18 protein-coding genes are annotated in these 19,386 nt (G+C 61.3%); 16 read left to right on the forward strand and 2 right to left on the reverse strand.

Annotated elements, in window-relative coordinates:
* The first annotated feature begins 83 nt into the window (after window positions 1-83).
* From phnL to phnE (C1N56_RS07745), 8 genes are all read left to right on the forward strand, one after another.
* Window positions 84-788, forward strand: coding sequence for a phosphonate C-P lyase system protein PhnL (gene phnL, locus C1N56_RS07710; protein ID WP_127834295.1), 705 nt, complete (start codon window positions 84-86; stop codon window positions 786-788).
* Window positions 785-1,921 carry an alpha-D-ribose 1-methylphosphonate 5-triphosphate diphosphatase gene (gene phnM / locus C1N56_RS07715; protein WP_394517354.1) on the forward strand — a complete coding sequence of 379 codons (1,137 nt, stop codon included), beginning with the start codon at window positions 785-787 and terminating at the stop codon, window positions 1,919-1,921. The genes phnL and phnM overlap by 4 nt, the downstream gene beginning before the upstream one ends.
* Window positions 1,921-2,457 (forward strand): ribose 1,5-bisphosphokinase, encoded by a 537-nt coding sequence (gene phnN / locus C1N56_RS07720; RefSeq protein WP_394517355.1) that lies wholly within the window; start codon window positions 1,921-1,923, stop codon window positions 2,455-2,457. Before phnM ends, phnN begins: the two co-directional genes overlap by 1 nt.
* Complete coding sequence (gene phnP, locus C1N56_RS07725; RefSeq protein WP_058774781.1) at window positions 2,454-3,224, forward strand: phosphonate metabolism protein PhnP; 771 nt, start codon at window positions 2,454-2,456, stop codon at window positions 3,222-3,224. The genes phnN and phnP overlap by 4 nt, the downstream gene beginning before the upstream one ends.
* 80 nt (window positions 3,225-3,304) lie before the next feature.
* The gene (gene phnC, locus C1N56_RS07730) at window positions 3,305-4,132 is read left to right on the forward strand and encodes a phosphonate ABC transporter ATP-binding protein (protein WP_021509805.1); all 828 of its coding nucleotides are present in this window, start codon (window positions 3,305-3,307) and stop codon (window positions 4,130-4,132) included.
* A gap of 26 nt (window positions 4,133-4,158) precedes the next feature.
* Complete coding sequence (gene phnD / locus C1N56_RS07735; protein ID WP_031280167.1) at window positions 4,159-5,088, forward strand: phosphonate ABC transporter substrate-binding protein; 930 nt, start codon at window positions 4,159-4,161, stop codon at window positions 5,086-5,088.
* 209 nt (window positions 5,089-5,297) lie between these two features.
* On the forward strand, window positions 5,298-6,161 hold the full coding sequence (phnE, locus tag C1N56_RS07740; RefSeq protein WP_394517356.1) for a phosphonate ABC transporter, permease protein PhnE: 864 nt from the start codon (window positions 5,298-5,300) through the stop codon (window positions 6,159-6,161).
* Window positions 6,158-7,042: a phosphonate ABC transporter, permease protein PhnE gene (gene phnE / locus C1N56_RS07745; RefSeq protein ID WP_058757355.1), complete on the forward strand. Its 885-nt coding sequence runs from the start codon at window positions 6,158-6,160 to the stop codon at window positions 7,040-7,042. Before phnE (C1N56_RS07740) ends, phnE (C1N56_RS07745) begins: the two co-directional genes overlap by 4 nt.
* Here phnE (C1N56_RS07745) and C1N56_RS07750 read toward each other — a convergent pair.
* A complete protein-coding gene (locus C1N56_RS07750; protein WP_394517357.1) occupies window positions 6,996-9,581 on the reverse strand; it encodes an ATP-binding protein in 2,586 nt (861 codons plus the stop codon). The two genes, phnE (C1N56_RS07745) and C1N56_RS07750, sit on opposite strands and share 47 nt — an antisense overlap.
* A gap of 144 nt (window positions 9,582-9,725) precedes the next feature.
* Here C1N56_RS07750 and C1N56_RS07755 point away from each other — a divergent pair, with 144 nt between their 5' ends.
* The 6 genes from C1N56_RS07755 (at window position 9,726) to C1N56_RS07780 (ending at window position 16,281) form a co-directional block, all read left to right on the forward strand.
* Complete coding sequence (locus C1N56_RS07755) at window positions 9,726-11,231, forward strand: sugar ABC transporter ATP-binding protein (protein ID WP_059012350.1); 1,506 nt, start codon at window positions 9,726-9,728, stop codon at window positions 11,229-11,231.
* A 10-nt stretch (window positions 11,232-11,241) separates the two neighbouring features.
* Window positions 11,242-12,225 carry an ABC transporter permease subunit gene (locus C1N56_RS07760; RefSeq protein ID WP_021509811.1) on the forward strand — a complete coding sequence of 328 codons (984 nt, stop codon included), beginning with the start codon at window positions 11,242-11,244 and terminating at the stop codon, window positions 12,223-12,225.
* Window positions 12,226-12,674: 449 nt separating this feature from the next.
* Window positions 12,675-13,613: an ABC transporter substrate-binding protein gene (locus C1N56_RS07765; RefSeq protein ID WP_058757358.1), complete on the forward strand. Its 939-nt coding sequence runs from the start codon at window positions 12,675-12,677 to the stop codon at window positions 13,611-13,613.
* A gap of 57 nt (window positions 13,614-13,670) precedes the next feature.
* Entirely contained in the window at window positions 13,671-14,354 is a 684-nt protein-coding gene (locus C1N56_RS07770; protein ID WP_021509813.1) for a D-lyxose/D-mannose isomerase, read from the forward strand.
* 12 nt (window positions 14,355-14,366) lie between these two features.
* Window positions 14,367-15,227: a ketose 1,6-bisphosphate aldolase gene (locus C1N56_RS07775; RefSeq protein WP_394517358.1), complete on the forward strand. Its 861-nt coding sequence runs from the start codon at window positions 14,367-14,369 to the stop codon at window positions 15,225-15,227.
* 1 nt (window position 15,228) lies between these two features.
* Window positions 15,229-16,281 (forward strand): carbohydrate kinase family protein, encoded by a 1,053-nt coding sequence (locus C1N56_RS07780; protein WP_394517359.1) that lies wholly within the window; start codon window positions 15,229-15,231, stop codon window positions 16,279-16,281.
* Here the strand turns inward: C1N56_RS07780 and C1N56_RS07785 are convergent.
* Complete coding sequence (locus C1N56_RS07785) at window positions 16,218-16,964, reverse strand: response regulator (protein WP_104188831.1); 747 nt, start codon at window positions 16,962-16,964, stop codon at window positions 16,218-16,220. The genes C1N56_RS07780 and C1N56_RS07785 overlap by 64 nt on opposite strands.
* A gap of 454 nt (window positions 16,965-17,418) precedes the next feature.
* On the opposite strand from C1N56_RS07785, the gene C1N56_RS07790 reads away from it, so the two are divergent.
* Complete coding sequence (locus C1N56_RS07790) at window positions 17,419-18,717, forward strand: NCS2 family permease (protein ID WP_021509817.1); 1,299 nt, start codon at window positions 17,419-17,421, stop codon at window positions 18,715-18,717.
* A 338-nt stretch (window positions 18,718-19,055) separates the two neighbouring features.
* Entirely contained in the window at window positions 19,056-19,352 is a 297-nt protein-coding gene (locus C1N56_RS07795; RefSeq protein WP_394517360.1) for a hypothetical protein, read from the forward strand.
* Window positions 19,353-19,386 lie beyond the last annotated feature (34 nt).

Here is a 19,386-nt window from a genome sequence, read left to right on the forward strand (position 1 = left end):
CTGTCACCCGTATGGCGTGTAGGGTCGCCATTAATGGCGACCGTGCTGCGGGGATCAGTGGTCAAAACATTCAGGACATCAACATGCAACCCATTTTGCGCGTAGAGAATCTCAGCAAAACCTTTGTGCTGCACAACCAGAACAGCGCCGAGCTGCCGGTGCTGCAGCACGCCAGCCTTGAGGTGGCAGCCAGCGAATGCGTGGTGCTGCACGGGCGCTCCGGCAGCGGTAAATCCACGCTGCTGCGTGCGCTGTACGGTAACTATCAGGCCAACAGCGGCCACATCTGGCTGCAGCATCACGGCCAGTGGGTCGATCTGGCACAGGCACCGGCGCGTCAGATGCTGGCGATCCGCCGTGACACCGTCGGCTGGGTCAGCCAGTTTCTGCGCGTGATTCCGCGCGTACCGACGCTGGAGATCGTCATGCAGCCGCTGCTGGAGCGCGGCGTCGAACGCGCCCGCTGTGAACAGCGCGCCCGCGAACTGCTGACGCGTCTTAATGTGCCGCAGCGCCTGTGGTCGCTGGCCCCCTCGACCTTCTCCGGCGGGGAACAGCAGCGCGTCAACATCGCACGCGGCTTTATCGCTGACTATCCGGTGCTGCTGCTGGATGAACCCACGGCGTCACTCGACAGCGCTAACAGCGCGGCGGTGGTGGAGCTGATTGAACAGGCGCGCGCCCGCGGCGCCGCTATCGTAGGTATTTTCCATGACGAAGCGGTGCGCGCCCGGGTGGCCGACCGCCTGCACGTCATGCAGCCGCTGCACACAGGAGAACAGGCATGATCGTGAATAATGTCCGGCTGGTGCTGGAAAATGAGGTCGTCAGCGGATCGCTGGAGATGCGCGGTGGCCGGATCGCCAGCTTCAGCGACAGCGGCAGTCAGCAGCCGGGCGCGCTGGACGGCGGGAACGCGTTTTTGCTGCCGGGGCTGGTCGAGCTGCATACCGACAACCTCGATAAATTCTTCACGCCACGGCCCAAAGTCGACTGGCCGGCGCATTCGGCGATGAGTAGCCACGATGCACTGATGGTCGCCAGCGGCATCACCACGGTACTGGACGCCATCGGCGTCGGTGACGTGCGCGACGGCGGTCATCGCCTTGAAAACCTGAGCAAAATGATTACGGCGATTCAGGACAGCAACCGCAAGGGCATTAACCGCGCCGACCACCAGCTGCACCTGCGCTGTGAGCTGCCGCACCACACCACGCTGCCGCTGTTTGAAGCGCTGATGAGCACCCCGGAGCTGTCGCTGGTGTCGCTGATGGATCATTCACCCGGCCAGCGCCAGTATGCGTCGCTGGAGATGTATCGCACCTACTATCAGGGCAAATATCAGCTCAACGATGAGCAGATGGATCAGTTTGAGCGCGAACAGCTGGCGCTGGCTGACGAATTCTCCACGCCGAACCGCAACGCCATCGCTGGCCTGTGCCAGGCGCGCGGTATTCCGGTTGCCAGCCACGATGATGCCACGGCGGCGCAAGTCGCGGAGTCACACGCGGTGGGCAGCGCCATTGCCGAGTTCCCCACCACGCTGGAAGCGGCTCGCGCCTCGCGCGACTGCGGCATGCGGGTGCTGATGGGCGCGCCCAACATTGTGCGCGGCGGCTCGCACTCCGGCAATGTCGCGGCGTGGCAGCTGGCCAGCCACGGCCTGCTGGACATCCTCTCGTCGGATTACTATCCGGCCAGCCTGCTGGATGCGGTATTCCGCCTGGTGGCCGACGAGCGTAATACGCTGACGCTACCGCAGGCGGCGGCGCTGGTCACGCGTAACCCGGCACAGGCGATTGGCCTGCACGATCGCGGCACGATTGCGGAAGGGCTGCGCGCCGATCTGGTGCTGGCACACACCGATCATGGTCATGTGCACATTCGCCACGTCTGGTCACAGGGCAGGCTGGTGTTCTGATGGCGCGCCTCATCTGGCTGACCGGGCCCTCGGGCTCGGGTAAAGACAGCCTGCTGAACGCGCTGCGCGAGGCGCCGCCGGATAAGCTGGTGATCGCCCATCGCTATATCACGCGGCCGGCCGATGCCGGTGGTGAAAACCACGTGGCGCTGAGCGAAGCCGAATTCCGCCGGCGGGAAGCGCTCGGCCTGTTCGCCATCAGCTGGCGCGCACACGGCCTGAGCTACGCGCTCGGCGAGGAGATTGACCACTGGCTGGCGCGCGGTCTCAACGTGCTGGTCAACGGTTCACGTCTGCATCTGCCAGTCGTGCGTCAGCACTACGGCGAGCAGTTGCTGCCGCTGGTACTGCAGGTCTCGCCGGCCGTGCTGGCGGCACGGCTGCGCCAGCGCGGGCGCGAAAGTGAAGCTGACATTCAGCGACGGCTGGCGCGTGCGGCAGAACCGCTGCCTGACCAGTGCCACGCGCTCAACAACGACGGCGCGCTGATCGACACGCTCCATCAGCTGCGCCAGTTACTGGAGCATCCGCCATGAATCTGACCTTTCTCGGTACGGGCGGCGTGCAGGCCGCGCCGCTGTTCGGCTGCGACTGTCGCGCCTGTGAACGCGCCCGGCAGCAGCCACGCTATGCGCGTCACGCCACCAGCGCGCTGATCGACACCGGTCGCGAGCGCATCCTGCTCGATGCCGGTCTGCCCGATCTGCATCAGCGCTTCCAGCCCGGTGAGCTGAGCCGCATTCTGCTGACGCATTTCCACATGGATCACGTGGCCGGCCTGTTCAGTCTGCGCTGGGGCCGCGGCGCGCCGATTCCGGTGTGGGCGCCACCGGATGAAAAGGGCTGCGACGATCTGTTTAAGCATCCCGGCCTGCTGGCGTTTCGCCCGGCGCTGACGCCTTTTGTCGCGCACAGCTTCGGCAGCCTGCAGGTGACGGCGCTGCCACTGCAGCATTCGCGGCTGACTTACGGCTACCTGTTCGACTGGCATGGCACGCGGCTGGCGTGGCTGTGCGACACCTGTGGTTTGCCACCGGACACCGCCGATTTCCTGCAGGGCCAGCCACTCGATCAGCTGGTGATCGACTGCAACGATGCGCCGCGCGCCGCGGTGGGTAATCACAACGACGTCACCCGCGCACTGGACATCGTGGCCCGGCTGGCTCCGCGCCAGGCATGGCTGGTGCACCTGTCACATGAGATGGATAACTGGTTGCTGGACAATGGGTTACCGGAAAATGTCAGCGTACCGTTCGATGGCCAGCAGATTGCTGTCGGTTTGCGCGACGCTGTCACCGTTTAATCATGGTTCTGTCATCAGACCTTCATCGCCAGTGTCCGTAATAACGGGCAATCAACACCTCAGAAGAGATGGAGCGCAACATGGCACAGGCACTACTCAAAACCGTCGTCGACAATGCACATCCTGCCCAGCGCCATGGCGACAAGGTGCTGTCGGTGCAGGGGCTGTGCAAAGCCTTCGGTGATAACCGCGTGCTGGATGATGTCAGTTTCGATCTGCATGCGGGCGAGCTGGTGGCGGTAATCGGCCGCTCGGGCGCAGGCAAATCGACCCTGCTGCATATGCTGAACGGCACCATAGCCAGCAGCGAAGGCGCGATTCTCAGCATGCGTCACGGCGAGGCGGACCGCGATGTGGTGACGCTCAACAGCCGGCAGATGCGCGAATGGCGCAGCGAGTGCGGCATGATCTTTCAGGACTTCTGCCTGGTGCCGCGCCTCGACGTGCTGACCAACGTGCTGCTGGGCCGGCTCAGCCAGACCTCAACGCTGAAATCCTTTTTCAAAATCTTCTCCGACACCGACCGTGCGCAGGCGATTGAACTGCTGCAGTGGATGAACATGCTGCCGCAGGCGCTGCAGCGGGCGGAGAATCTGTCCGGCGGCCAGATGCAGCGCGTCGCCATCTGCCGCGCGCTGATGCAGCGCCCGAAAATCCTGCTGGCCGACGAGCCGGTGGCCTCGCTCGATCCCAAAAATACCAAACGCATCATGGATGTGCTGCGCCAGGTGAGCGAGCAGGGCATCAGCGTGATGGTCAACCTGCACTCGATTGAACTGGTGCAGCAGTATTGCACCCGGGTGATCGGCATCCAGCGCGGCAAAGTGCTGTTTGACGGCCATCCCGCTCAGTTGACCGACAGCCTGCTGCATGCGCTGTACGGCGACGAAATTAACCAGCTCCACTAACTCCCACGGCAAGAGAAAATCTCACAATGAAACTGACTGCTTTAGCTTTACTGACAGGCGCTCTGATGGCTTTTGGCGTTAACGCAGCGGATGCACCGAAACAGCTGAACCTGGGAATTCTGGGCGGGCAGAACGCCACCCAGCAGATTGGCGATAACCAGTGTGTGAAAACCTTCTTCGATAAAGAGCTGGGCGTGGATACGCAGCTGCGCAACTCGTCTGACTATGCCGGCGTGATTCAGGGGCTGCTGGGCAATAAGATCGATATGGTGCTGAGCATGTCGCCGGCCTCTTATGCCTCGGTCTATCTGCAAAACCCGAAGGCCGTGGATATCGTCGGTATCGTGGTGGACGACAAAGATGGCTCGAAAGGCTACCACTCGGTGGTGATCGTCAAAGCCGACAGCCCGTATAAGAAGCTGGAAGATCTGAAAGGTAAATCGTTTGGCATGGCCGATCCGGATTCCACCTCCGGCTTCCTGATGCCCAATCAGGCCTTTAAGAAAGAGTTTGGCGGTACGGTGGATGATAAGTACAACAATACCTTCTCCAGCGTGACGTTTTCCGGTGGCCACGAGCAGGACATCCTCGGCGTGCTGAATGGCCAGTTCGACGGCGCGGTGACCTGGACGTCGCTGATTGGCGATTACAACAGTGGTTATACCTCGGGGGCCTTTGGTCGTCTGATTCGTATGGATCACCCGGATCTGATGAAGCAGATCCGCATCATCTGGCAGTCGCCGCTGATTCCTAACGGCCCGATTCTGGTGAGTAATAACCTGCCCGCTGACTTCAAAGCGAAAGTGGTGGCCGCGATCAAAAAGCTGGATAAAGAAGATCACAGCTGCTTTGTTAAAGCGGTGGGCGGTGCCCAGCACATCGGCGCCGCCAGCGTCGCGGATTACCAGAATATCATCGATATGAAGCGCGACCTGATGAAGGGTGCACGCGGGTAACGAGCGGGTGGTTCCGTGCGGTATTTCCCTCACCCCAGCCCTCTCCCGGGGGGAGAGGGGGCCGCACGTGCTACCGGACAATTCCCTCGCCGCTGGCGGGAGAGGGGGCCGCACGAGCCTGCATCATTCTGCCGGACAATTCCCTCTCCCGCTGGCGGGAGAGGGTTAGGGTGAGGGCAATCCCTCGCCATCAACAAAGGATCTCTCCCTTGACCGATTTCGAACACTACTACCAACGTATTCGCCGCCAGCAAAAGCGCGACACGCTGCTGTGGTCGCTGCTGCTGGTGGCGCTCTATCTCGCAGCCGGCAACGTGGCGGAATTCAACCTGGTCACGGTCTGGCAATCGCTGCCTCACTTCTTTGACTACATCAGCGCGACGCTGCCGGTGCTGCACCTGCCGCTGCTGTTCGCGGACGTTAAAACCGAAGGTTCGCTGGCTTACTGGGGCTATCGTCTGCACTTTCAGCTGCCGCTGATCTGGGAAACCCTGCAGCTGGCGCTGTCCTCCACCCTGATTGCAGTGCTGATCGCCGCCGTGCTGGCGTTTTTCGCCGCTGATAACACCCAGACGCCGCGCAGCCTGCGCATGGCGATTCGCGCCTTTGTTGCCTTCCTGCGCACCATGCCGGAACTGGCGTGGGCGGTAATGTTCGTGATGGCGTTCGGCATCGGCGCTATCCCCGGCTTTCTGGCGCTGGCACTGCACACCATCGGCAGCCTGACCAAACTGTTCTACGAATCAATTGAGAGCGCCTCCGACAAACCGGTGCGCGGTCTCGCCGCCTGTGGTGCCAGCAAGCTGCAGCGTATGCGCTTCGCCTTCTGGCCGCAGGTGAAACCGACCTTTCTCTCCTACAGCTTTATGCGGCTGGAAATTAATTTCCGCTCCTCCACCATCCTCGGGCTGGTGGGCGCCGGCGGCATCGGTCAGGAGCTGATGACCAACATCAAACTGGATCGCTACGATCAGGTCAGCATGACGCTGCTGCTGATCATCGTGGTGGTGTCGCTGCTGGATACGCTATCCGGCTGGCTGCGCCGCCGTGTGGTTGAAGGAGACGTAAAATGATCGCCTTAGCGCCCGACGTGGCGAAACTGAAACAGCAGCACGCTGCACTGTTTGCCGCGCAAAACCGTTATCTGCGCCGCATCGCGCTGATTGCGCTGGCGCTGGTGCTCTACTATCTGTTCTTCTTCAGCGTGTTCGGCATCGACTGGCAGCGCTTTGTCATCGGCTGCCAGCAGCTTGGACGCTATTTCCTGCGCATGTTCGTCTGGCAGGATTTCGTCAACTGGCCGTTTGGCTACTATTTCTCGCAGGTCGGCATCACGCTGGCTATCGTGTTTGCCGGCACGCTCACCGCCACCGTCATCGCGCTGCCGGTCTCCTTTCTGGCGGCGCGCAATGTGATGCACGATCCGCTGACGCGGCCGATATCGCTGCTGGTGCGCCGGCTGCTGGATGTGCTGCGCGGCATCGACATGGCCATCTGGGGATTGATCTTCGTGCGGGCGGTAGGCATGGGGCCGCTGGCCGGGGTGCTGGCGATTGTGATGCAGGACATCGGCCTGCTGGGCAAGCTGTATGCCGAAGGGCATGAAGCGGTTGAACGCTCACCCAGTCGCGGCCTGAGCGCAGTGGGGGCCAACAGCCTGCAAAAACACCGTTACGGCATTTTTACCCAATCGTTTCCCACCTTTCTCGCGCTGAGTCTGTATCAGATTGAGTCCAACACCCGCTCGGCCGCGGTGCTGGGCTTTGTCGGCGCCGGTGGCGTCGGGCTGGTCTACGCCGAAAACATGCGCCTGTGGAACTGGGATGTGGTGATGTTCCTGACCGTGATTCTGGTGGTAGTGGTGATGGTGATGGACGCCATCTCCAGCCGGCTGCGTAAACGCTACATCACCGGGAAAGGGGTGCCGCTGTGGCAGCCTGCCGCGCGCGACTGAGCCGTTCACTGCGCTGCCAGGCGCGCTCCAGCGCCTGCACCAGCTGCGCCTGCTGCCAGGGTTTCGCCAGCCGTTCACACAGCGGCAGCGTCACCGGCGTCTGGCGCAGATCCTGACCGCTGATCAGCAGGGTGGCCAGCTGTGGCCACTGCTGCTGCGCCTGACGAATCACATCCGCACCGTTCAGGGCACCCGGCAGCATCAGGTCACTGATAAGCAAATCGATATCCGGCGTCTGGCGCAGCAGCGTCAGCGCACTCTCGCCGTCAGCACACTCCAGCGTCAGGTAACCCAGCTGATGCAGATGTTCGCACAGCGTCTGGCGCACCGCCGGCTCGTCATCCAGCACCAGTATCAGGCGATCGCGGCTGGCACGCGGCGTCAGCACCGGCGCGCTCACCAGCGGCTGCGCGGCTTCCGGCGCGCGAGGCAGCAGCAGACGCACCGTGGTGCCCTGGCCCGGCGCGGTCTCCAGTTCGATCTGTCCGCCGGACTGGCGCACAAATCCGTACACCATCGACAGCCCCAGCCCGCTGCCGCTGCCGGTGGCTTTGGTGGTAAAGAAGGGTTCAAACACCTGTTCCCGCACCTCGGCGGACATGCCGCAGCCGTGGTCAATCACTTCAATGGTGACGCGGTCGCGCTTGCCATCGGCCTCCTGAATTCGTTGATTCCAGATGCGCAGGCGGATCTCGCCGCTCTGGCGCTCCATGGCGTCGCGCGCGTTCACCACCAGATTCATCAGGGCGTTCTCCAGCTGGCCGGCATCAATCCACGCCGGCCAGCCTGGGCGCTGCGCATCCACCACCAGATGCTGGCCGGGCAGCAGGGAGTGCTGCAGCAGCGACTGCAGATTTTCCACCAGTTCCACCACCGCAACGGCACGCGGATAAAGTGCCTGTTTGCGTGAGAAGGCCAGCAGACGCTGCGTCAGCTGTGCGGCGCGATCGGCGGCCAGCCGCGCGCGCTCAATGCGGCTGGCCAGCGTGCCGGGCGGCAACTGATCGACGGTCAGCGCCAGGCTGCCGATGATCACCGCCAGCAAATTATTGAAATCGTGCGCCAGGCCGCCGGTCAGCTGACCGACCGCTTTCATCTTCTGGCTGTGCAGCAGTGCCGCTTCCAGCGCCTTACGCGAGGTGCGCTCCAGCACCGTGTTGACCATGCCGCGCCGCGGCACCGGGCTGAAGCGCAGTTCCAGCGTGCGGCCATCCGGTAACCTCACTTCCTGCGCGTCGTGCAGGCTGCTGAGCTGCACGTCGACGCGATCGAGCAAACGCTGATAGTGCATGCCGCGATGCAGCTCGCGCGGCGCGAAGCCCAGCAGTTCGGCGTACTGCGCGTTCCACACCACCAGCTGACCGCTGTTATCAAACAGCGCGAAGCCGTCGCGCATGGCGAGGAAGGTCGATTCCAGCTGGTTGCTTTTCTCTTTCAGCAGCTGCGAGGTGTGGGCCAGCGAAGCGGTGTTGCGCGCGAACACGTTAAAGGCGCGCGCCAGATCGCCCAGCTCATCGCGCCGTGCCAGGCCGGGCACGCTGACGCTTTTCTCCCCCTGCGCCAGCCGCGTCATGGCGTGCGCGATGGCGGTAAGGCTGGAGCCGAGATTGCGGTAGATGTAGTAACCGGCGTAACCGGTAATCAGCAACGCCAGCAGCATAAACAGACCGATGAAACCGATGATTGAATCCAGTTCCTGATGGGCGGCGGCGCTGCGCGCATCGCTCTGCTGCGCTACCAGCTGAACGTAGTGGGTAATGTCTTCGTTGAGCATCGCCACCAGCGCCTTGATGCGATACGTGGCGTAGGCGATGGCGATATCACTCTGCTCCAGCTGATCGGCCACCGGCAGCAACTGCTGGCTGGTGCTGACCAGCCGCGCGCGCTGTATCGCCAGCACGCCCTGCAGCGGCAGCGCAGACCAGATCGGCAGCACGCTGTTGAGCTGTTGCACTGCGGCCTGCGGCGTGGCGGACTGAATTGCCACGGTTAACAGCGCGGCGGTCTGCTGGCGCAGCGGCAGAAACGCGCCGTCGCTGGCCAGCAGGTCGATACGGTTGAGCAGCAGCTGCGCCTGCCACAGGCCGCTGAGCATCACGTTACGCTGTAAATGGCGCTGATGCCCCTCCAGCAGCAGCTGGCTGATGCTTTGCTCCAGCATCTGGCTGCGCTCGCGGATGCGTGCCAGCAGCGCCGGCTGCTGTGCGGCCAGCGGCGCGCTGGCCAGCTGACTCAGCGACTGCTGCAGCGCCTGCTGGGTCTGTTGCAGACGCGCCGACTCGCTCTGGTATTCGAGCGCGCCCACCACCTGCGCCAGCCGCACCGCGGCGATAGCGACATTGGCCGTATCACGCGCCAGCGCCAGGCTGCCGTTCATATCGGCCAGCGTTTGTGCCTGTGCCTGCTCCTGAATGTGACCGGCGTGGCGAAAACCAAAAATAGCCACCAGGCTCACCGCCAGCGTAACGCTCACCACCAACAGGTTAAACATCAGCAGGCGCCCGCGCGCGCCGGCGTGCCAGTGCAGACTGTGACTCATTGCTGCCGCTCCTTACCGCTCAACTCCGGCGAGTATAGAAGCGCGGCCGGAGCGCAATATGACAAATATGAACGGCGTCTGACATTTTCCATTTATCTGGCGTTGCTTAACTCGCGGCTATCCACTGGCAGCAGGAGCCTGAAGATGGCGGCGACACCGATATTAGAAATGCGGGCAATTACCCGGCGCTTCGGCAGCTTCTATGCGCTGAAAGGCGTCGACCTGACCGTCTGGCCGGGTGAAGTGCACGCGCTGATGGGCGAAAACGGTGCCGGTAAAAGTACCTTAATGAAGATTCTGGCCGGCGCGTATACCGCCAGCAGCGGGGAAATTCTTATCGATGGTCAACCCTACGCGATCAGGGGCCCGAAAGAGGCGCTGGCGGCAGGGATCACCCTGATTTATCAGGAAATCAACCTGGCGCCGAATCTGACGGTGGCAGAGAACATCTTTCTCGGCAGTGAAATTTCCCGCGGCGGGCTGGTGAAGCGTCGCCAGATGGCGGAAGAAGCGCAGCAGGTGATTAACCGCCTTGGCGCGCAGTTCAGCGCCACCGATCTGGTGAGCCGCCTGAGCATCGCCGAACAGCAGCAGGTGGAAATTGCCCGCGCGCTGCATCGCAACAGCCGCATCCTGGTGATGGACGAACCCACCGCTGCGCTCTCGAATCGCGAAACCGAACAGCTGTTTGCGCTGATCAAACGCCTGCGCAGCGAAGGCATGGCGATCATCTACATCAGCCACCGCATGGCAGAAGTGTATGAACTCTCCGATCGCGTCAGCGTGCTGCGCGACGGCCAGTACGTCGGCAGCCTGACGCGCGAACAGCTGAACGCCAGCGAACTGGTGCGCATGATGGTCGGCCGTCCGCTCAGCGATCTGTTCAACAAAGATCGCGCCATTACCTTCGGCGAAATCCGCCTGGCGGTAAATCATCTGACCGACAACCGCAAAGTGCATCCCAGCAGCCTCGCGGTGCGCGCCGGGGAGATCGTCGGACTGGCCGGACTGGTCGGTGCCGGCCGCAGCGAGCTGGCGCAGCTGATTTTTGGTGTGCATCAGCCAGCCGGCGGGGAAATCTGGATCGACGGTGAAAAAGTGCAGATTCACTCGCCGCGAGACGCCATTGCGCGCGGCATCGGTTTCCTGACCGAAAACCGCAAAGAGCAGGGGCTGTTTCTGGAACTGGCGGCGCAGGAAAACATCGTGATGGCCACACTTGAGCGCGATGCCAGCTACGGCCTGCTTAACCGGCGCAAAGGGCAGAAAATCGCCAGCGAGGCGATTCAATCACTGAATATCCGCGTGCCGCACGCCCAGGTGCGCGCTGGCGGTTTATCCGGCGGCAACCAGCAGAAGCTGCTGATTTCGCGCTGGGTATCGATAGCGCCGCGCATCCTGATTCTGGATGAGCCGACGCGCGGCGTGGATGTCGGCGCTAAGAGTGAAATCTACCGCATGATGAACCAGATGGCGCAGCAGGGCGTGGCGATTTTGATGATCTCCAGCGAGCTGCCGGAAGTGGTGGGCATGAGCGACCGCGTGTACGTGATGCGCGAAGGCACCATCGCCGGCGAGCTGAGCGGCGAGCAGATTAGCCAGGAAAACATAATGACACTGGCCACCGGCGCGCAGCCGGTCCAGGCCTGAGGAGACGGGAATGACCAGTGAAACCGCACGCGTAAAAAGTCCAACGCTAAAACGTGCGTTGATGAGTGACCTGCTGCAAACCGTGGGTATCTTGCCGATTCTGATCCTGATCGTGGCGGTATTTGGCTTTGTCGCCCCGAACTTTTTTACCGAAGCTAACCTGCTGAATATCACGCGTCAGGCCTCCATCAACATTGTGCTGGCGGCGGGCATGACGTTTGTCATTCTCACCGGCGGCATTGACCTGTCGGTTGGCTCAATGCTGGGTACCACGGCGGTGGTGGCGATGGTGGTGTCGCTCGATCCGGCGTTTGCCGGGCTGACCATCCCGGCCGCGCTGGGAGCCGGGCTGATCATGGGGCTGTTCAACGGCATTCTGGTCGCCTGGGCGGGCCTGCCGCCGTTTATCGTCACGCTGGGCACCTATACCGCGCTGCGCGGGGCGGCCTATCTGCTGGCTAACGGCACCACGGTGATCAATTCGGATATCAACTTTGAGTGGATAGGCAACGGTTATCTCGGACCGATCCCGTGGCTGATTATCATTGCCTTTGCGGTGATTGCGCTGTGCTGGTTTATTTTGCGCCGCACCACGCTTGGCGTGCACATCTATGCGGTGGGCGGCAACATGCAGGCAGCGCGCCTGACCGGTATTAAAGTGGGTGCGGTACTGGTGTTCGTCTACGCCATGAGCGGCCTGTTGTCCGGGCTGGGTGGCCTGATGAGCGCATCGCGCTTGTACAGCGCTAACGGCAACCTCGGCGTGGGCTATGAGCTGGACGCGATCGCCGCGGTGATTCTGGGCGGGACCAGCTTTGTCGGCGGCATTGGCACCATTACCGGCACGCTGATTGGCGCGCTGATTATCGCCACGCTGAACAACGGCATGACGCTGATGGGCGTGTCGTACTTCTGGCAGCTGGTGATTAAGGGCGGGGTGATCATTATTGCGGTGCTGATCGATAAGTACCGTACGCGGCATCACGTGGGGTGAGGGGGGGCGCTGGCTTTGGCCCTCACCCCAACCCTCTCCCGCTCGCGGGAGAGGGGGCAGCCCGGAGCGAAGAGGTAACTAACGTGCTTCACCTGAACACCATGCAGAACGGTTCCCTCTCTCGCTTGCGGGAGAGGGGGCTGTCCGGAGAGAAGATTTAGAAACAAGTGCTTCACCTGAACACCATGCAGAACGGTTCCCTCTCCCGCTTGCGGGAGAGGGGGCTGTCCGGAGAGAAGATTTAGAAACAAGTGCTTCACCTGAACACCATGCAGAACGGTTCCCTCTCTCGCTTGCGGGAGAGGGGGCTGTCCGGAGAGAAGATTTAGAAACAAGTGCTTCACCTGAACACCACGCAGAACGGTTCCCTCTCCCGCTTGCGGGAGAGGGCCAGGGTGAGGGCAAAGGCAATCAGGGCATAAAACCAAAAAAGCAGGAGAACATCGACTATGCGTTTTAATCCGATTATCACCGGACTGCTGGCCGCGACGCTGTTCAGTGCGCCATTTGTGCAGGCCAAAGAACTGAAATCCATCGGCGTGACGGTGGGCGATCTGGCTAACCCGTTCTTCGTCCAGATCACCAAAGGGGCGGAGCTCAAGGCGCGTCAGCTGGCGGGCGATAAGGTCAACGTGACGCTGGTCTCCAGCGGCTATGATCTTGGCCAGCAGGTAGCGCAGATTGACAACTTCATCGCCGCTAAAGTGGACATGATCATCCTCAACGCTGCCGACTCCAAAGGCATCGCGCCGGCGGTGAAGCGTGCGCGTGATGCCGGCATCGTGGTAGTGGCGGTGGACGTGGCCGCGGACGGTGCCAATGCCACCATCACCTCTGACAACACCCAGGCCGGGGCCATGGCCTGTAAATACATCTCCGACCGCCTGAAAGCCAAAGGCAACGTGGTCATCATCAACGGACCACCGGTGTCAGCGGTGCAGAACCGCGTGGAAGGCTGCATGAATGAGCTGAAAACCCACCCGGATATCAAACTGCTCTCTTACAACCAGAACGCCAAAGGCAGTCGCGAAGGCGGACTGGAAGTGATGACCGGCCTGCTGTCGGCCAATCCGAAGATTGATGCCGTGTTCGCCATCAACGATCCTACCGCTATCGGTGCCGATCTGGCGGCGAAACAGGCGCAGCGTAGCGAATTCTTTATCGTCGGCGTCGATGGATCGCCAGACGGCGAAGAGGCGCTGAAGCGCAAAGGCTCGCTGTTTGTCGCGACGCCAGCCCAGGATCCGCAGGTGATGGCGGCCAAAGCAGTTGAGATTGGCTATGACATCCTGCAGGGCAAGCCAGCGCCGGATAAGCCGGTGCTGATTCCGGTAACGCTAATCGATCGTAACAATGTCAGCAGCTACAAAGGCTGGACGGTGAAATAAGCCACACGGGCGTCGCGGTGCACACTGCGCGCCGCGACGCCCGCCGGAGACGCAGCTATGCAACGTTCCGAAGTTAACGCTATTTTGCAACTGACCCGTGAATTCTTTCTGCGGCAGGATGTGCATCTGCCGCCGTGGGCCGATTACGGTCTCAGCCAGTGGCGCGCGCTGGACACCTCAGCCGCTGCCGAACTGCTGGCGCTGCACCTCGGCTGGGATGTCACCAGTTTTGGTGCCGATGATTTCAGCCAGACCGGCCTGACGCTGTTTACCCTGCGCAACGGTTCACGCGGCGGACAACCGTGGGGCAAACCGTATGCGGAGAAGATCATGCACGTGCGCGAAGGGCAGGTGACGCCGATGCATTATCATCCGCAAAAAATGGAAGACATTATCAACCGCGGCGGTGGCAACCTGATTGTCACGCTACACAATCGCGACGGCGATCGGCTGGCGGATTCGCCGGTACAGGTCACGCTGGATGGCATCTGCCAGACCCATGCCGCCGGTTCCCAGCTGCGGCTGTCACCCGGCGAGAGCGTCACGTTACTGCCCGGTGTCTGGCACAGCTTCTGGGGCGAAACCGGCTACGGCGATGTGCTGGTGGGCGAAGTCTCCATGCCCAATGACGATGAGCACGACAACGTCTTTCTTACCCCGCTGGCGCGCTTTAATCCGATTGATGAGGATGAAGCGCCGCGCTGGCTGCTGTGTAACGAATATCACCGCTGGCTGGCATAACAGGAGTGTTCCATGGCACTGATCTCTCTGGCGCAGGGCCTCGCCCATGCGCAGCAGCACGGTTACGCGCTCGGCGCGTTCAACGTTCTCGATACCCACTTTCTGCGCGCGCTGTTCCATGCGGCGGAGCAGCAGCGTTCGCCGTTTATCATCAACATTGCCGAGGTGCATTTTAAATACGTCAGCCTGGAACCGTTGATCGCCGCTATCCGTGCCGAAGCGGCGCTGCACGCCATCCCGGTGGTGCTCAACCTCGATCACGGCCTGCATTTTGATGCGGTGATGCAGGCGATTCGCCTCGGCTTCACCTCGGTAATGTTCGATGGTTCAACCCTGAGCTATGACGAGAACATTCGCCAGACGCGGGAAGTGGTGAAGATGTGCCACGCGCTGGGCATTTCGATCGAGGCTGAGCTGGGCGCCGTGGGCGGCGATGAGGGTGGCGCGCTGTTTGGCGAAGCGGACAGCAATAAATTCACCGACCCGGCGCTGGCGGCGGAATTTGTCCAGGCAACCGGCATCGACTGCCTCGCAGTGGCCATCGGCAACGCGCACGGCAAATACAAAGGCGAGCCAAAGCTTGATTTTGACCGTCTGGCGGCGATTCGCGCAGCGGCCGGCATTCCGCTGGTACTGCACGGCGGTTCCGGCATCAGCGACGCTGATTTCCGCCGCGCCATCAGCCTCGGCATCCACAAAATCAACTTCTACACCGGTATGTCGCAGGCGGCGCTCGGGGCGATTGAAACGCAAATCACCCAGCGCGACGCGCGCTACGACTCGTTCGCCGAACTGTTAATGGCGGTTGAACGCGACATCGCCAGCGTTGTGGCCCAGCAGATGCAGGTGTTTGGCAGCGCCGGGAGGGCCTGACATGGCAGCACGCAACGGCATTCTGGCGGCGGGTAATATGCTGGTGGATCACGTGCAGCGCATCAGCCACTGGCCAGAACAGGGCTGGCTGGCGGAGATTAGCCACAGCGAGAAATGCAGCGGCGGTGCAGCGCTGAATGTGCTGTTTACCCTGGCGCGCATGCAGGTCGGTCTGCCGCTGGCCGCCGTGGGGATGCTGGGCGAGGACAGCGACGGCGATTATCTGCTGCAGCTGCTGGATGAACATCATGTGGATCGTCAGCACGTGCAGCGCATCGGTGCGTCAGCCACGGCGATGACGCAGGTGATGACCGCGCCGGACGGTCAGCGCACCTTTTTTCATGCGCGCGGGGCCAATGCGCAGCTCGATGTGGCGCACTTCGCTCACCTTGCCACCGCGCACCGCATCTTCCACCTCGGCTATCTGTTGTTACTGGATAAGCTCGACCAGCCCGATGCGCAGTACGGTACCCGCAGTGCCCGGCTGCTGGCGGAGATGCAGCAGCGCGGCTATCTCACTTCGCTCGATCTGGTCTCACGCGCCGGCGAGTATCAGACGCTGGTGAAGCCGGCGCTACGCTGGCTCGATTATCTGGTGATTAACGAACTGGAAGCGCAGGCGCTCACCGGCATCGAGCTGCGCAGCAGTGGCACGCTGGCGTCACCGGCGGCGTTTGCTGCGGCGGCACGCTGGCTGCTGGCGCAGGGTGTGCGCCAGCGCGTGGTGATTCATGCCCCGGAAGGCGCCTGGGGCCAGCAGCCAGCGGGCGACGGTCTGTGGCAGCCCGCCTGGTGCTTAGCGGCAGAGGAGATTGTCGGCAGCGTCGGGGCGGGCGATGCCTTCTGCGCCGGCGTGCTGTACGCCAGCCATCAGAACTACAGCCTGCAGCAGACGTTAAAGCTGGCCCATACCTGCGCCAGCTTTAATCTGCATGCGGCCAACGCGCTGGACGGCATCCGGCCACTGAGCGAGATGCAGCGCTGGATGGATCAGGCGATTTGCGTCTCGCGCGCCGCGGCGGACGGGCGCATCACATCGGCGGAAAAAACATAGCCCAGTCCGCGAATGGTGCGGATCAGGATCGGCTGATGCGGATTAGCCTCGATTTTGCGTCTGAGGCGCATGATCAGCACATCAATGGTGCGATCGAACACGTCGAGGCTCTCGCTGTGGGTCAGCTCCAGCAGCTGGTCGCGCGTCAGGACCTTACGCGCGTGGCCGACCAGCGCGCGCAGCAGACTGTATTCGCCCTGAGTGAGCGGCACGCTTTCACGCTGCGGATTGAACAGCTGACAACGCACATCATCCAGCCGCCAGCCATTAAACTGCCAGCCGTCATCAATCACCGTTTCCGGCTGCGCCAGTCGCCCGCAGCGGCGCAGCGCCGCACGGGCCCGCGCCACCACCACGCGGGGATTAAAGGGTTTGGCGATATAGTCGTCGGCACCCATCTCCAGTCCAACCACCATATCGGCTTCCGATCCCATGCCGGTCAGCATGATCACCAGCAGTTCAGGGCGCTGACGCTGCATCTGCTGTAATACCAGCAGGCCGTTGGTATCGGGCAGCATCATATCCAGCATCACCAGGGAGATTTCCGGATGCTGCGCCAGCAGCGCCAGGGCGTCGCGCCCCTGATGACAGCTATAAACGGTAAACACATGTTCGCTCAGCACATCGTGCAGCAATTCGCAGATGGCACGATCATCATCAACGACCAGAATCGCGGGCTTCATTGCACTGCCTCTTTTGTTGCGAAAGGGTTAAACGCAGTGTAACCCGGCGTTTTTAAGCTGCTGAAACGCGCAGCAGAAACGTGAGCGCCATCGCCTGGCAGAGTGTGAAAGCGTGCGTTACCGCAATATTTCATCCCCTGCTGCGCACGGCGGGAAAACGTTTGCGCGCAGGTGGTGCAATGCACCATAATCGCGCCTCGTTCTGGTTCAGAATTTTCTTAGCCGCAACGGCACGCTGAAACGGAAACGATTGCGTCAGGGAGTGGCATAGCAATTGCTATGTGGACAGGGGATAGCACACGACGTTCTGCTGCCAGCGGTGGCAAAACGCCGGCATAAAAAAATAATTTTCCTCACTTTTTCCGCGTCAGCTTAGCCACCACGCGCGGAATAGCGGGAAAACGCCTTGGCAAGAGAGAGCAGGCCTGCGGGCCGTCTCCGCTGATGAGAGATGATGATGTTAGAAAAACTTTTTAAGTTAAAAGCTCACCACACCACGGTGCGCACCGAAATCATTGCCGGTATCACGACCTTTCTGGCAATGGCCTACATCCTGTTTGTGAACCCCAGCATCCTCGGGGCGACCGGTATGGATAAAGGCTCGGTATTTGTTGCCACCTGTCTGGCCGCGGCCATCGGTTCGATTCTGATGGGCCTGATCGCTAACTATCCGATCGCGCTGGCACCGGGCATGGGCCTGAACGCCTTTTTCACCTACACCGTGGTGCTGCATATGGGCTACACTTGGCAGATCGCGCTGGGTGCGGTGTTCCTCTCGGCGGTGATCTTCTTTGCACTGTCGATTTTTAAAATTCGCGAATGGATTATTGCCAGCATTCCGCTGCCGCTGCGTGCCGGGATTGCGGCAGGCATTGGCCTGTTCCTCGCACTGATTGCGCTGGAAGGGGCGGGCATCGTGGTGGATAACCCGGCTACGCTGGTCGGTCTGGGCGACCTCACCAAACCGGGTCCGCTGCTGGCGCTGCTTGGCTTCTTTATCATTGTGGTGCTGGAAGCGCGTCGCGTCACCGGAGCCGTACTGATCGGCATTCTGGTTGTTACTTTTATCTCGATGGGCATTGGCCTGACGCCGTTCGCGGGCGTGTTCTCTGCGCCGCCGTCGATTGCGCCGACCTTTATGCAGCTGGATATCGCCGGCGCGTTCAACGTAGGCCTGGTGAGCGTGATCTTTGCGTTCCTGTTTGTCGACGTGTTTGATAACACCGGCACGCTGCTGGGCGTGACGAAACGCGCCGGTCTGGCCGATGAGCAGGGCAACGTGCCGAAAATGGGCCGTGCGCTGATCGCCGATAGCGCCGCTGCGCTGTTCGGTTCACTGCTGGGTACCTCAACCACCACCAGCTATGTGGAGTCCGCTGCGGGCGTCAGCGCCGGCGGCCGTACCGGTCTGACGGCGATTGTGGTCGCTATTCTGTTCCTGCTCAGCCTGTTCTTCTCGCCACTGGCGGGTAGCGTGCCGGTCTACGCCACGGCGCCAGCGCTGCTGTTCGTCGCGGTGCTGATGGCTTCCGGTCTGGCAGAAATTGACTGGAAAGATGTCACCACGGCGGCACCGGTCACCGTGACCGCGCTGACCATGCCGCTGACTTACTCGATCGCCAACGGTATCGCCTTTGGTTTTATTACCTGGACGGTGGTGAAACTGCTGAGTGGCCGCACCAAAGAGGTCAATGCGGCGCTGGTGATTCTGTCGATTCTGTTTGTGATTAAACTCGGCTGGCTGAGTGCCTGATGCTGTGTAACGGAAGCCCGCCCGGGCTTCCGTGTAAGTTGTTACATGCGCGCAATGATTGTTTGCGTGATGTCTCGCAATTCCTGCCCGTCGCCACTTTTCTCTTTCAGGCCTGTTGTTTACTGTCTTTCCGTAAATTCTGCCATGCGCAAATTTTTTGCCTGCAGTGGCGGGATCGTTGAATGTTTAATTGCTGCCGCTCTGCTTAAATAGCGGTGGAGTGAGGCGATGACACAAGGTTGCTGAAGAAGGACAAGATAATGGATTATCCCGTTTGCACGCTGCCGCATCGGTTGCCGCCTCGCCTTCTGGCGTTAAGAAATCAGGGAGCACCGCTAATGGTACGATTAACCCAACACGTGGAACAGCTGGCGAACACCACTCAGCTGTTACAGCAGGATGTCGCGGTCCTGACCGCGCGTTTTGAAAATTTTGCCACCAGAGCGGACGTGGAACGCGTGCGTACCGAACAGGGGCTGATGTGCAATCAACTGATGAATGAGATCGGTCAGGTGGAGAAGCGTATCGATAAAAAGTTCGAACGGTTAAATGACAGACTGATCTGGACCCTCATGTTGCCGGCTATCCTCGCCGTACTGGCATGGTTAGTAAAAGTGGCGGTGCTGAAAATTTAAGGTTGTCAGCAGAAATCCGGCCCGTCCATGGGCC

The sequence above is a fragment of the Pantoea sp. SGAir0175 genome, assembly GCF_043547855.1.

Coding starts and splice junctions, on each gene's coding strand:
- phnE (WP_058757355.1), top strand. CDS start 6,158: ATGATCGCCTTAGCGCCCGACGTGGCGAAACTGAAACAGCAGCACGCT.
- C1N56_RS07780 (WP_394517359.1), top strand. CDS start 15,229: ATGGCAGCACGCAACGGCATTCTGGCGGCGGGTAATATGCTGGTGGAT.
- phnN (WP_394517355.1), top strand. CDS start 1,921: ATGGCGCGCCTCATCTGGCTGACCGGGCCCTCGGGCTCGGGTAAAGAC.
- C1N56_RS07795 (WP_394517360.1), top strand. CDS start 19,056: ATGGTACGATTAACCCAACACGTGGAACAGCTGGCGAACACCACTCAG.
- C1N56_RS07775 (WP_394517358.1), top strand. CDS start 14,367: ATGGCACTGATCTCTCTGGCGCAGGGCCTCGCCCATGCGCAGCAGCAC.
- C1N56_RS07785 (WP_104188831.1), bottom strand. CDS start 16,964: ATGAAGCCCGCGATTCTGGTCGTTGATGATGATCGTGCCATCTGCGAA.
- phnD (WP_031280167.1), top strand. CDS start 4,159: ATGAAACTGACTGCTTTAGCTTTACTGACAGGCGCTCTGATGGCTTTT.
- phnP (WP_058774781.1), top strand. CDS start 2,454: ATGAATCTGACCTTTCTCGGTACGGGCGGCGTGCAGGCCGCGCCGCTG.
- C1N56_RS07765 (WP_058757358.1), top strand. CDS start 12,675: ATGCGTTTTAATCCGATTATCACCGGACTGCTGGCCGCGACGCTGTTC.
- C1N56_RS07790 (WP_021509817.1), top strand. CDS start 17,419: ATGATGTTAGAAAAACTTTTTAAGTTAAAAGCTCACCACACCACGGTG.
- C1N56_RS07760 (WP_021509811.1), top strand. CDS start 11,242: ATGACCAGTGAAACCGCACGCGTAAAAAGTCCAACGCTAAAACGTGCG.
- C1N56_RS07755 (WP_059012350.1), top strand. CDS start 9,726: ATGGCGGCGACACCGATATTAGAAATGCGGGCAATTACCCGGCGCTTC.
- phnM (WP_394517354.1), top strand. CDS start 785: ATGATCGTGAATAATGTCCGGCTGGTGCTGGAAAATGAGGTCGTCAGC.
- phnC (WP_021509805.1), top strand. CDS start 3,305: ATGGCACAGGCACTACTCAAAACCGTCGTCGACAATGCACATCCTGCC.
- phnL (WP_127834295.1), top strand. CDS start 84: ATGCAACCCATTTTGCGCGTAGAGAATCTCAGCAAAACCTTTGTGCTG.
- C1N56_RS07750 (WP_394517357.1), bottom strand. CDS start 9,581: ATGAGTCACAGTCTGCACTGGCACGCCGGCGCGCGCGGGCGCCTGCTG.
- C1N56_RS07770 (WP_021509813.1), top strand. CDS start 13,671: ATGCAACGTTCCGAAGTTAACGCTATTTTGCAACTGACCCGTGAATTC.